The sequence below is a fragment of the Actinomycetota bacterium genome, assembly GCA_018830725.1.
Classification (GTDB): Bacteria; Actinomycetota; Humimicrobiia; order JAHJRV01; family JAHJRV01; genus JAHJRV01.
In genome coordinates this window covers 1-13,154 of record JAHJRV010000143.1, presented here as the reverse complement: position 1 = coordinate 13,154, position 13,154 = coordinate 1, and the positions used below count along the sequence as shown (strand labels likewise).

Sequence of the window (13,154 nt, the reverse complement as noted above, 5' to 3'; positions counted from 1 at the left end):
GGACTTTTTGGTATATTGGAAGCAAATGAAGTCATAAAGTATATAACTGGTGTTGGGAAACCTCTATTTAATAAGATGATGTTAATTGATCTTTCTGAAAATGAAGTGAATATGATAAAGACAGAAAGAGATAAAAACTGTTCTGTCTGTTCATAAATAAGTACTATCAGTAAAATGCTGCTATTAATGAACTCTAAAAAAATAATTATGATATTTTGAAAAACTCTGCTATTATAAAGATATAGAAACATAATTTATGATAATTTAAAAATTATTTTTATTTATCTTTGCAACATTTTTATTATATTTCTCATCTAAAATTCAAAAAGAAAAATTAAGATAATATTGAAAAGGAGGTGATGGGAAAAAATCTGAAATACTTTAATTAAAATTTCTAAAAAAGGAGGAGAAATTGAAAGAAATTTTAACAATGTGGAAAAATGTAAGAATGATTCTTCTTACTTCATTATGTGCAGCGCTATATGCAGCAGTATTGATTGCATTTAAAGCAGGAATTGTCATTGTACCAGGAATAACTGAAATCAGACCCGCAAATATTCTTCCCATAGCATTCTCACTTCTCTTTGGACCCGCAGCAGCATGGGGATGTGCTTTTGGTAATCTAATTGGTGATTTTTTTGGAACCTTAGGTCCTGGTTCATTTTTTGGTTTTATTGGAAACTTTTTACTCGGATTTGTTCCCTACAAGATATGGGGTCATTTATTTCCCATCTCTTCAGGAGAAGAACCAAGAATGAGAACAGTTAGACAATGGGTAGAATTCATAATTATTGGCTTTATTTCTGCTGCTGTTTGCGCAGTAGTTATTGCTTGGGGTCTTGAGGTTTTGGGATTGGTACCATTCAAAGTACTAAGTACAATAATAACATCAAATAATACAGCAGCTCACATAGTTGGAGGTATTCTACTTCTTTTAGTATGGGGTAGAGTAAAGAAAATAGGACTATATTGGAAAGATGTAATGGCAGAGGAAGATATCGCTAAACCAATATTACCCAAAATTGGTGCTTTACTTATGTTAATTGGTGGTGTTGTTGGTTGGATTTTAGGAGTATTTATTCTTCCAGCGGGAGCAATTATTGGTACAATAGCACTGTTTATAGTAGCAATAATAGTTGCAATGTTCTTATTGTAAAAATTTTAAATGGGTCCCTAATCTGATTTACTTTGGGGACTCATTTATTTTTAGATTGTAAGTGACTAGAAAGCCTATGAGGAGTAAATATATATCTCTCTCTGTAAAGCAGGAAATGATATCCTTTAAAGTGTAATATTTCACTTAATAAAAATAGGCAATGCTCTTATAAGCTGAAACGAATAAGTAGGGCAAGGTTTTAGCCTTGCATATAAAAACTTTAGTGTTGATTATAAACAATTATAAAAGGTTACCCTACAATATAATATAGAAAATCTTAATATTTATTAACCTTGGTATTTATCAACATATAGAAATATTAGCCTTATTATTTATCAAAATGTAAAATATTAACATTCGTATATATTATAAAAATTAATAATTTTCAAGTTTTTTAAATTCATTAATCACCTCCCCTTTTTTTTATAGCATTTTTAAATTTTTACAAAAAACTTACTTTTTTGTATAATTTCTCTCTAATTAATATTTTATTTTGTTAATTTTAAAAACTGTTGTAAAACATCTTTAATATGGCAATTATAGAATTTAATAATCTTTCATTTACATATAGAGATTCTGATAAAAAAGCTATCGATGATATTTCAATTCAGATAGATGAAGGTGACTATGTAGTCTGGATGGGTCATACTGGCGCTGGTAAGTCAACCCTGCTTTATTGTCTTAATTCTCTAATTCCAAAATTCGTTAAAGGGGAATTAGAAGGAAGTGCATTTATACTGGGTAAAGATATTAGAATGACTAAAGTTCAGAATTTATCAAGAGATGTGGGTATTGTTTTTCAGGATTTTGAAGCTCAACTTTTTTCAACAAATGTGGAATTGGAAATCGCATTTGGGGCAGAAAATCTAAGTGTGAAGAGAGAAGAGATTAAAAAAAGAATAAATGAAATTTTGCCATTAGTAAGACTCGATAATTTACGTGACAGGGAACCATCAACTTTATCTGGGGGTCAGAAACAGAGATTAGCCATAGCTTCAATTTTAGCAATGAGACCAAAAATCCTTGCTCTCGATGAGCCAACCACTGATTTAGACCCTATAGGGAAAGTTGAGGTTCTACAACTTGCGAAACGACTACGCGAAATAGGAACAACAATGATTTTAGTTGAACATGATACAGAGGAAGCATTAAATTCAGATGAGATGCTTTTATTAAATAATGGTAAGATGATAAGAATAGGAACACCACAAAGAATAGTCTGTGACACAAAATTATTAATGGAAGCAGGTGTAGCTCCTATACAAGTTAATGAATTTTATCAAAAACTTTTACCTCATATAAGGAGAAATGAAATTCCATTAAATTTAGAGGAAGGAATATCATATTTTGATAAAAAGTTTAAAATTAAGGAAAATGCAATAGACTTACTAAGGAAAAAAGATAGGAAATATTTTGAAAAAATAGAAGATGAGATAGCAGTTAATGTTGATAATCTATCCTACACTTATCCTACTGGAGTAAAGGCAGTCTCAGATATAAATTTAAAGATATATAAGGGTGAATTTGTTGCTATTATTGGGCAAAATGGTTCTGGTAAAACAACATTAGTAAAGCATTTTAATGGTCTGTTTTATCCAACAATTGGAAAAGTTGAAATCTTTGGTAAAGATACAAAAGAAATGACCAGAAGCAATTTGGGAAAAATTGTTGGGTATGTTTTTCAAAATCCTGACCATCAAATTTTTGCTAAAACTGTTTGGGAAGAGGTTTCTTTTGGACCAAGGAATTATGGTCTTAGTGAAAAGGAGATAGAGGAAAATGTGAAGCAAGCTTTATCATCAGTTCATTTAGAGGGATTTGAAGAAATGGATCCCTTTACTCTAACTAAAGGGGAGAGACAGAGAGTAGCCGTTGCATCTGTTCTTGCAGTAAAACCACAGATTCTTATTTTAGATGAGCCAACAACTGGTTTGGATTATATACAGCAAAAATCAATGATGGAAATGATATGTAATTTAAATAAAAAGGGACATACAGTAATTATTATCACACACTCGATGAATACAGTTGCTAAGTACGCTAATAGAACTATTGTAGTAGATGATGGAAGATTATTAATGGATGATTTAACAAGAGATATATTCTCCAAAGAGGAGAATTTAAAGAAGGTTTATTTACAACCACCACAAATAACCAGATTTGGTAATAGACTTGGAATTACTGTTCTAAATGTTGAAGAGATGATAGACTCTATAAATTTTTTAAAGGGTGACTAAGTGAGTATTTTTTTATACACTCCATCTAAAAGTTTTATACATAGATTGGATCCAAGAACCAAAATTTTTTGTTTGGCACTATTTTTTACTCTAGGATTAGTTTTTAACCATCCATTGTACCTTTTGCCAATTCTTTTTTTGACTCTTCTGATAGCTTGGATAGGAAATTGCTTAAAAAACATTTGGAATTTGAGATATATTTTTTTAATTCTAATTGCATTTTCTACGCTTCTTTGGCCATTTTTTATAAGGGGACCTACAGAAATATTTTCATTTTGGATAATTAATTTTACATTAGAGTCAATTCTATACGGACTTGCAATGGGTATTAGAACAGCTATATTTCTAATTACTGGAGTCACCTTTCTTTCTACAACAAGAATTGAAGAATTTACTACTGCTCTAATTAAACTTAAAGTTCCATACCCATTAGCATTTTCTATTTCTACCGCTTTTAGGCTACTACCTGCCTTCGTTGGTGCAGGTTCAACAATAATTCAAGCTCAAACTTCAAGAGGTTTAGATGTTGAGTCTGGAAGTATTATAGTTAGAATGAAAAAGTTCATTCCTCTACTTGTTCCTATATTGATTTATGCAATTAGAAATATAAATTTACAAGCAATGGCTTTAGAATCAAAATGTTTCAATTTGACTAAGGATCGAACTTTTTACTTTCAGTTAAAGTTAAAAAATAAGGATTTTGTGATAATATTTCTTTTATTTATTCTTTGCATCATTACGTTATATTTAAGAATCCTGGGATATGGTGCAGTTCTTCCTCGACTATAAAGCGAAGAGCATAAATTTAAAGATAGGTTCAAGATATTTAGAAACTGCATGAGGTTCTCCAATGAATTGAGACATTAAGAAATAGCTTAGATATTTAAAAAGGATTTAATATATTTTAAAATAAATTAAAATATTTAAGGATGAATTAAAATATTTAAAAAATTATCTATTTCCACCTAAATTTTAATTTCAAGAATGAAAATGAAACCTATAAAATTATTAAAGACTAAATTTATAGAATTATTTAGAATGAAGATTATGAAGCTATTGTTTCTCACAATATTAATAGCTCTATTTTTTAACTTAATCTATGCAACTGGATTTAGTCAAGAAATAAAAGTAAAATTTTATGTTTTTTCATCCCCAGAATGTGAAAACTGTGAAGAGTTTAAGAATGAATATTTGCCAAAAATGTTTGAAAAATATGAGCAAAAAATAGAAGTAAAGATATTGGATGTACTTAATCAAGAGGAGTATCTTCTATGGAACAGATTTAGTGAAAAACTTAATTATTCAGATCCACTTTTACCAACAGTTGTGATCAATGATGTTATGTTATCAGGATTAGATGAGATAGAAACTAGGCTTGAAGCAGAAATAGATAGGATTCTAAAAGAAGGTGGTTGTGAATTTCCTGAAGTTGAAACTGAGGAAGAACCAACTGAAGTTATAGAAGAAACTACTAAGGTTACTGAGGAAGCTAAGGAACTTTATGTAGCGTATTTTTATCAGCCGGGATGCAAGAAATGTGGTAGTGTTTTTTATTTACTTAATCAACTAAAAGACAGATATGTTAACCTGGTTGTCAAAGAGTATGATACCTTGGATAGTAAAAATATTAAGTTATTTGAGTCACTGTGTGAAAGAAATGGAGTGGAAAAAGAGAATTGGCTTAAAGCCCCAGCAATCTTTATAGGTGATGATTATTTAATAGAAGGAGAGATAAATTTAACTAATGTCGAAGAGTTGATTAAAAAATATCTAAAAATAGGCGCTGATTCACCTGAACATTTAGCTAAAAATTATTTGGAAAAAGCACCAAAAAATATAATTGAAAGATTTAAAGGGTATACTATTTTTCCACTTATATTGGCAGGAATTATTGACGGATTTAACCCTTGTGCATTTGCCACAATAATTTTTTTCATATCATATTTAACATATATTGGCAGGAGTAAAAGAGAAATAATTTTGATAGGTATATCATTTAGTTTAGCAGTTTTTCTAGCATATCTACTTCTTGGCGTTGGATTTTTAAGAATAATTACAAGCTTAAAAGCATTTTCAGCGATTTCAAGAATCGTCTATATAATAACAGCTTTAATTGCACTAGTTTTAGGAGTCCTAAATTTTGTAGATTACTTTAGAGCGAAGAAAGGACAAATAAATAAAACAATCTTACAACTTCCCATGTTTTTAAAACGCGAAATACATAAGACTATTAGAAAGGGAAGTAAAGCGAGATCATTCTTTATATCAGCTTTTTTAGTGGGGTTAGTAGTCTCTATATTGGAGTTTGCTTGCACTGGACAGGTTTATCTTCCAACAATTACTTATATACTTACAATTCCTAATTTAAAATTTAAGGGATATTTTTTTCTAATTCTATATAATTTAATGTTTATTCTACCTTTGATAATTATTTTTATTCTTTATTATATTGGAGCATCTTCTAAAAAGATTGAAAATTTCTTGAGAAGTAATGTAGCAAAAGTAAAGCTAATAACTGGATTATTTTTTATAATATTATCAGTATTTCTAATAATCAATGTTATTTTATAGTTAACTCAGTTTAATGAGTAGCTTCTATATAGTTTATTTATTAAATTTGAGGAGGAGTATGACAATATAAAATTAATAAATTCATTTAAGAGTGGAGTCATCTCTATATTTTTATTTCTAACTAAGTGCAACTTTCTTTTAACTATAAAGTTTTTGAATTTTATCTCTGATATCTCTTTACATTGAAGTGCTCTTCGAGTAGCAAATTTTGAAACTATTGTGATTCCTAAATTTGCTTGAGCTGCATTTATTACTGCTTGAGAGCTTCCCAATACTAACGCAATATTTAAATCATCTATTGATAATTTATGTCTTTTTAAATTTCTTTCAAAAGTAAGTCTTGTTCCTGAACCTTCTTCTCTTAATATAAAGGGTATAGTTTTAATATCATTTAGTTTGAAAATATTTCCTGATTGCTTGATAAATTCATTTGAAGCAATAAATATAAGATCATCATCAATTAATTCTTTAAACTCTAAATCCTCATTTTTAATTTTTACTCCTACAACTCCTGCATCATAAATTCCATCTTTTACAGCATTTATAACTTTTAAGGAATCACTGATAAACAGTTTTATGTCCGCTTGCGGATAAAGTTTTTTAAATCTACCAATTATAAAAGGAAGAACTTGCTCGCCAGGTATAGTGCTACCACAAATATTTATTTTCCCTTTAACTATTTCCTCCTCAACCCTTATCGCTTTAAGAAGATTTTTATGTTCAGATAATATCTTTTTTACATATTTATAGGTTTCTCTTCCAGTTTTAGTTATTTTTATAGTTTTAGTAGTTCTGTCTAAAAGCTTAGTACCCAACTCCTCTTCTAATGCTTGCAATTGCATGGATAGCGCTGGTTGAGATATTCCAAGTTTTTTAGCAGCTTTGGAGAAACTTTTGCTATCTACTATCTCTACAAAACTTTTTAATTGAATAATGTTCATTAGTTTTCACCTATTTTCTTTTTAAATAATTATACTTTAAAAATAAAGCTCAGACACCATCCTGAGTGCAACGAAGGAATGACATTTTCATTTATTTTTCTCTGTTCAAAAAGCCTATTAAAATAGCTATTACTAATCCTAAAATAACTACAATTTGTCCATAAATTGAAACCCCTTTAGGTGAGGCAGTTAACATAAAGTTATGTGCAATAGCTGCCCCTATTATCATTCCTAAAACAGTTAAAGTAGAGTCACTATTACCTGTACCTGCAATAATTAGTTGACGAAGTGGACATCCACCAAGGAGAACTGAACCTAAACCAACTAAAGACATTCCTAAGAAATTCCATATATGCTGGTTATGAGCAATAGGTTGCTCAATAAAGCCAAGTTTAAAATTTCCCATTATTAAAGTTCCAATTAGAACTATAAAGAATATGGTTATGAAAGCTTTTAGTAAATATGTTTCTCTGATAAGAATGAAATCGCTAATACCACCAACAAAACACATTCTTGACCTTTGAGCAAAGTATCCTACTAATAATCCGCCTATTATAGAAAGCAGTATTGGTGCATGTTGAGAACCAGGACCTTTTTCACTGAAAAATATCGGTCCACCAACTTCCTTATTAAATACAGGAGCAAATATTAAAAGCAATAATAAAATAATCATAATAGATGGAAGAATCCAGCCATCTAATTTTGTAACACTACTTGCTTTTTTGAGAGAAAAACCTTTTTTAAGAAAAATAACTCCTAACCATATTCCTGCTATAAAGCCTATAAGGGCAACTAATGCATTTAGATCTCCACCTCCTAGCCTTATTGTCATGCGGAGAGGACACCCTAAAAATACTAATGCTCCTATCATTACAAAGATTCCTAGAATAAATCTTGTTGCTGGTGATGAACCTCCCTGTGGCTTAAATTCTCTGTGAATTATTGCAGCTATAAAGGCTCCCAAAACTATACCAATTATTTCTGGGCGGATATATTGGACAACTCCTACTCTATGTAGTCCTAATGCACCAGCTATATCTCTTTGAAAGCAAGCAATACAAAAACCCATATTAGAAGGATTTCCATAATAACCTAAAATAATTGCTGAAAGACCAACAATAATTCCAGTAATCCATATTAAATACTTTTTCCAGTTCATTACTTTTCTCCTTTCTCAACTTTTAAAATAATAATTATTTCTTTATTTTATTTCTTTGAACTACTTCTCTAGCTACTTTTCTTCTCTCTCAATTAGTAAATGATAAATATCACCTTTCTTTTCTATTTTGAAATTGTGTCCAATGCTCTTTAAAAGTCTACTTATGTTATCAACTGATACTTTGGTATCCATTAATATTAAAATTGTCTCATCGCCTTCTTCTTCCAAAGCCTTTTTTGTTTTTATCACTGGAAGTGGACAGGAAAGACCTCTAACATCAACCTCTTTCACCATCTTTAATTTCCTTTCTATTAATTTAAAATAAAATAGACTATTTGATTGAATCTGTTTTAAATTTGATCTACTTTCTATTAATTTAAAACAAGATTAATACTTATTTAATAAAATCTCTTTTCAAAATGATATTTTATAAAATTTCTAGGTGAGTTTTATAGTACCTCCTTTCCCTCTAATAATTTCGCCTACAATTGCAATTGTTTTAACACTCTCTTCTTTTAATCTTTGAATTAATAAGTCAGATTTTTTACTTGAAACTGATATCAGTAGACCCCCTGATGTTTGGGGATCATTTAATATATCCATTAAAACACCATCCTTAGCAGATTCACCTTCAACATAGTTTTTTACAAATCTTCTGTTCTCGTGAGTTCCTGCTGGAACAAATCCAATTTGAGCAAGTTCTAAAGCTTTAGGATATACTGGAACTTTTTGTGTATAAATTTTTGCTGATTTACTACTCGCTTTAAGCATTATAAAAAGATGACCCAAAAGTCCAAAACCTGTTATATCAGTACAAGCATTTACACCAACTTCAATCATGACTTCAGATGCCTTTCTATTCAGAGTTCTTGCATTATCAATTGCATCCATCATCTCTTCTTCTGTTATAATCTCACCTTTTAATGCTGTAGCTAAAACTCCTAACCCTATGGGTTTAGTCAAAATTAGTTTGTCACCAATTTTTGCACCAGCACTTGTCACAATTTTATCTGGATGACTTATTCCTGTTACTGCATAACCAAATTTTGGTTCCCTATCCTCTAAACTATGTCCACCGACTACAACAGCACCTGATTCTTCTATCTTATCTCTTCCACCTTTTAATATTTCTTCCAAAACCTTATGTCCTAACTTTGGTGAAAAAGCTACAAGACAAAGGGCTGTAATAGGTTTACCGCCCATGGCATAAACATCACTTAAAGCATTGGCTGCAGCTATCTGTCCAAAAAGATAGGGACTATCCACAATTGGTGTAAAAAAATCAACTGTTTGTATCAAGGCTATATCGCTGCCTATTTTAAAAGCGGCAGCATCATCACCATGTTCAGTTCCGACAAGAAGTTCGTCAACTCTACCCAATGGTACCTCTTTCATTATCTCTTTTAAATCGGTAGCACTAATTTTTGCAGCACAACCACTTTTTGTTGAATACTGAGTCAGTTGTATTTTTTCTTTCATAATTTCTCCAATATTTTTAGTGATATTGTAAGTACTTTATTTTTATTTATATTCTATAAGTAGAGTATTTTTTAAGTTTTTATAAATATTATTTATAATCAAAAATTATTTAATTATAAGTTATATTTATAATTTATACAATAAGTACTTATTATTTTGTTTTCTTGTATGTAAATATAGGCTTGTCATTATAATTTTGAGTGTAAAAGTGTATCTGTTCACTTTGTTCAAATGCAAATTTTGAATTCATTCACGATACTAAGAGTTTGTCACAAATAAGATAAGGATAAATATAAAGTAAGGATAAAATTTGTGAAGAGCTATTTAATAGATATAAGCAAGTTAATTTGAGAGAAATATTTTAGTTATATAAGGGGATGTGCAGGCTGAAAGAAGAGCACTATAATTTAAAGTAAATCTTATTTCCTGATTTAACTTAATCTCTTGAGAGGATTTTGTAACATCCAAAACTAAATGATCACCACTTGCTCCAACAATTTCAACACCATCTATTAGTGGAGTTAATCCTTTTATATCTACATCCTGTTTACCAAGTGCCAATATTGCTCTTTTAATTAATCCTTTATCAATGAATTTTGGGATATTTCCAAAAGCATCTCTTCCTAGTTTACCTCTTGGTAAGGAAGGTTTTTCTTTTAGCTCAATAGTTTGAGCAACTAAGATAAAAGTATCCTGATAGGTCCCGGGTACTATTCTATTTCCACTTACGTCTGTTCCAGTGAGTATTGCTTCACCAACTCTGAATTGGTTAATTCCAGCTGGTAAATTGTTATCCTCAATTAATTTTAAAGCACTGGTATTTCCTCCAGAAACAACGGATATTTTTATATTAAAAAAATCTTCTAATTCATTTTTTAAATCAACAAGTTCCTTCATATTTTCATATGTGGGGAGAATACCAGAAAAACATGCAAGATTAGTGCCAATTCCTGATAATATAACTCCATCCAATTTTAAAATTTGCTTAATATAATCTTTTGTGTCTTTTGGTAATATACCTTCTCTTAACTCACCTAAATCTATCATCAAAATAATTTTATGAATTTTACCTTTTTTATTAGATATATCTGAAATTTTTCTTATAGTATTAATTTCTGAGTTTAGGCTTATGTCAGCTATCTCAACTACATCTTTTAACTCGCTTTCCATAGGTATTCTTAAAAGTATTAGTTCTTTTTTATAACCTGAACTTCTTATTTTTTTCAGATTATCTAATCTAGAATCCCCAATAAATTTTACTCCTCCCTTAAGCATTGCATTGGCGACCTCAGGCATTCCACAACATCCTTTAGTAACCCCAACAACCTCAATTCCAATCTTATTACAAAGGCTAGTAATGTATCTTGCATTTTTCTCAATCTTATTTAAATCAACAATCAGATAAGGATATCTCATAATAATTCTCCTATTTAATTAGGTTTATAACTTTCAATTCATCTCTACGGCTAAAACCGAGAGCTTTCTTGCCTATATAATCTGTAATAGATAATATATACTATTTTTAAATGAATTATAAATATGTTTTTAATTTTTAACAATTTTCTCTCCTGGCTTTACAGGAGATTATTCTTTACCAGAAATAATTGAATTTATACTCCTGTAACTTTATAGAAGTTATTTTTGCAAAACATAATTGAATTAACACTCTATATTTTCAGAGAGAGTTATTCACTGCTAGGTGTAAAATAATTAACACTACTAAAAACTCATAAATAAACTGAATATGCTTGAATAGGAAAGACATAAAATAAATTTTCAATTATAATTAGTTCCAAATAAAAAACCTTTGAGAATGCGTCACTGTGCGGGAGCTTATAAAAATTTATCAGGAGATAATGAGAGGAACTGTTTCTAAACTTTTAGAAAAATTACAGGAAAGAGAAATTAAAGGTGAAATATTTATACTAGTAAGTTTTATAATTGAGAGGAAATAAAATGACAGATAAAAACTTCTATGTTACTACAGCAATATATTATGTAAATGAGAAACTTCACTTGGGACATGTTTACGAGTTTGTTCTTGCTGATACTCTTGCTCGATATCATAGATTATTGGGAGAAAATGTATTTTTTCTAACTGGAACTGATGAGCATGGTCAAAAGGTTGAAAGAGCAGCTCAATCTTGTGGAAAAAATCCAAAGGAATATGTAGATTATATGTCTGATGAAGTAGTTAAACTTTTAAAATATTTTCACATTTCAAATGACGATTTTTTAAGAACAACTCAAAAAAGACATAAAAAAATTGTTCAGAAATTCTTTGAAAAATTATGGGAAAAAGGGGATATCTATAAAGGGAAGTATAAAGGTTGGTATTGTGTATTTGAAGAAAATTTTTTAACAGAATTTCAACTTATAGATGGGAAGTGTCCTGAATGTGGTAGAGATGTGGAAATAGTTGAGGAAGAGAACTACTTTTTTAAATTATCAAAATATTTGGATAAAGTGTTAGAACATATAGAAAAAAACCCAGATTTTGTTATCCCTGAAACTCGAAGAAATGAGGTAGTAAGTTTAATAAAACAAGGACTAAATGATGTCTCTATTTCCCGTACTACTTTTGAATGGGGAGTTCCTCTAACATTTGACAAAAAGCATGTTTCTTATGTATGGGTAGATGCTTTATTAAATTATATTTCAGCTTTAGGAGCCCTGACCGGTGGAGAAAAATTTAATGTTTTTTGGCCAGTAGATTATCATATTATAGGAAAGGATATTATAAAATTTCATGCAGTAATATGGCCTGCTCTCTTGATGTCAGCAGGCATTGAGCTTCCCAAAACTGTAGCAGCACATGGATTTTTACTTAAAGGTGAGGAAAAATTATCAAAGTCAAAAGGAATAGTTTTAGACCCATATGAGATTGCTGGTAAATATGGGGTAGATCCAGTTAGATATTTCTTACTCAAAGAGATAGTATTTGGTAATGATGGAACATATACCAATGAACTTATGGTAAACAGATTTAACTCTGATCTTTCAAATGACCTAGGAAATCTTGTTAGCAGAGTATTGGTTATGGTTAAGAAATATTTTGGGGAGGAAATTCCTGAGAGAGATGAGTCACATGAACTTGATTTACAATTACAAAAAAGCTGGGAAGTTTGTTTAGATAATTATTTAAAAAATATGAGTGATTTAAAGTTTAGAAAATCCTTAGTTTCAATTTGGTCATTTGTGGCTTCAGCAAATTGGTATGTGGATAAAACAGAACCTTGGTCTTTAGAAAAGAAAGGCAATATAAGCAAGTTGAAAACAGTGATTTATAATCTATGTGAGGGTCTTAGACTTCTAACAATAGTTACATATCCAATTATGCCAGTTGCTATGGAGAAACTTTGGGTTCAACTGGGGATTAAAGAGAAAATATCATCTTGTAAAATTCCTGAAGATCTAAAATGGGGTCTACTAAAACCTGGTACTAAAATATGTAAGATATACCCACTTTTCCCAAGAATAGAAAAACAAAAATTATGATTGTTAATTTGTCTACTACAAAGAAGATATTAAGAGAGTTTGATATAAAACCAAAGAAAAGGCTTGGTCAACATTTTTTGATTGATGGTAATGTGCTTAGAAAAATTATAGAT

General features: G+C 29.8%; 10 protein-coding genes. 5 read left to right on the top strand and 5 right to left on the bottom strand.

Annotation, left to right across the window (positions count from 1 at the left end; genetic code table 11):
• The first annotated feature begins 412 nt into the window (after positions 1-412).
• The 4 genes from KKC53_06545 to KKC53_06530 all read left to right on the top strand — a co-directional run bounded on the left by KKC53_06545 (position 413) and on the right by KKC53_06530 (position 5,964).
• On the top strand, positions 413-1,156 hold the full coding sequence (locus KKC53_06545; protein ID MBU2598805.1) for a QueT transporter family protein: 744 nt from the start codon (positions 413-415) through the stop codon (positions 1,154-1,156).
• Positions 1,157-1,686: 530 nt separating this feature from the next.
• Positions 1,687-3,393, top strand: coding sequence for an ATP-binding cassette domain-containing protein (locus tag KKC53_06540; GenBank protein MBU2598804.1), 1,707 nt, complete (start codon positions 1,687-1,689; stop codon positions 3,391-3,393).
• Positions 3,394-4,182, top strand: coding sequence for an energy-coupling factor transporter transmembrane protein EcfT (locus KKC53_06535; GenBank protein MBU2598803.1), 789 nt, complete (start codon positions 3,394-3,396; stop codon positions 4,180-4,182). It abuts the gene before it with no gap.
• 258 nt (positions 4,183-4,440) lie between these two features.
• Positions 4,441-5,964, top strand: coding sequence for a hypothetical protein (locus KKC53_06530; protein MBU2598802.1), 1,524 nt, complete (start codon positions 4,441-4,443; stop codon positions 5,962-5,964).
• 5 nt (positions 5,965-5,969) lie between these two features.
• Here KKC53_06530 and KKC53_06525 read toward each other — a convergent pair whose 3' ends face one another.
• From KKC53_06525 to KKC53_06505, 5 genes are all read right to left on the bottom strand, one after another.
• A complete protein-coding gene (locus KKC53_06525; GenBank protein ID MBU2598801.1) occupies positions 5,970-6,905 on the bottom strand; it encodes a LysR family transcriptional regulator in 936 nt (311 codons plus the stop codon).
• Between the two features lie 91 nt (positions 6,906-6,996).
• Entirely contained in the window at positions 6,997-8,064 is a 1,068-nt protein-coding gene (locus KKC53_06520; GenBank protein ID MBU2598800.1) for a YedE-related selenium metabolism membrane protein, read from the bottom strand.
• Between the two features lie 72 nt (positions 8,065-8,136).
• Positions 8,137-8,355 carry a sulfurtransferase TusA family protein gene (locus tag KKC53_06515; protein MBU2598799.1) on the bottom strand — a complete coding sequence of 73 codons (219 nt, stop codon included), beginning with the start codon at positions 8,353-8,355 and terminating at the stop codon, positions 8,137-8,139.
• A gap of 147 nt (positions 8,356-8,502) precedes the next feature.
• Positions 8,503-9,543 (bottom strand): selenide, water dikinase SelD, encoded by a 1,041-nt coding sequence (gene selD, locus KKC53_06510; protein MBU2598798.1) that lies wholly within the window; start codon positions 9,541-9,543, stop codon positions 8,503-8,505.
• 342 nt (positions 9,544-9,885) lie between these two features.
• The gene (locus KKC53_06505) at positions 9,886-10,962 is read right to left on the bottom strand and encodes an alanine/ornithine racemase family PLP-dependent enzyme (protein MBU2598797.1); all 1,077 of its coding nucleotides are present in this window, start codon (positions 10,960-10,962) and stop codon (positions 9,886-9,888) included.
• Between the two features lie 537 nt (positions 10,963-11,499).
• On the opposite strand from KKC53_06505, the gene metG reads away from it, so the two are divergent.
• Positions 11,500-13,041, top strand: a complete 1,542-nt coding sequence (gene metG / locus KKC53_06500; protein ID MBU2598796.1) for a methionine--tRNA ligase — start codon at positions 11,500-11,502, stop codon at positions 13,039-13,041.
• Positions 13,042-13,154: the final 113 nt, after the last annotated feature.

Excerpts from the sequence above, each read along its gene's own strand:
- KKC53_06525 (MBU2598801.1), bottom strand. The coding sequence starts at position 6,905 with ATGAACATTATTCAATTAAAAAGTTTTGTAGAGATAGTAGATAGCAAA.
- KKC53_06530 (MBU2598802.1), top strand. The coding sequence starts at position 4,441 with ATGAAGCTATTGTTTCTCACAATATTAATAGCTCTATTTTTTAACTTA.
- KKC53_06540 (MBU2598804.1), top strand. The coding sequence starts at position 1,687 with ATGGCAATTATAGAATTTAATAATCTTTCATTTACATATAGAGATTCT.
- metG (MBU2598796.1), top strand. The coding sequence starts at position 11,500 with ATGACAGATAAAAACTTCTATGTTACTACAGCAATATATTATGTAAAT.
- KKC53_06520 (MBU2598800.1), bottom strand. The coding sequence starts at position 8,064 with ATGAACTGGAAAAAGTATTTAATATGGATTACTGGAATTATTGTTGGT.
- selD (MBU2598798.1), bottom strand. The coding sequence starts at position 9,543 with ATGAAAGAAAAAATACAACTGACTCAGTATTCAACAAAAAGTGGTTGT.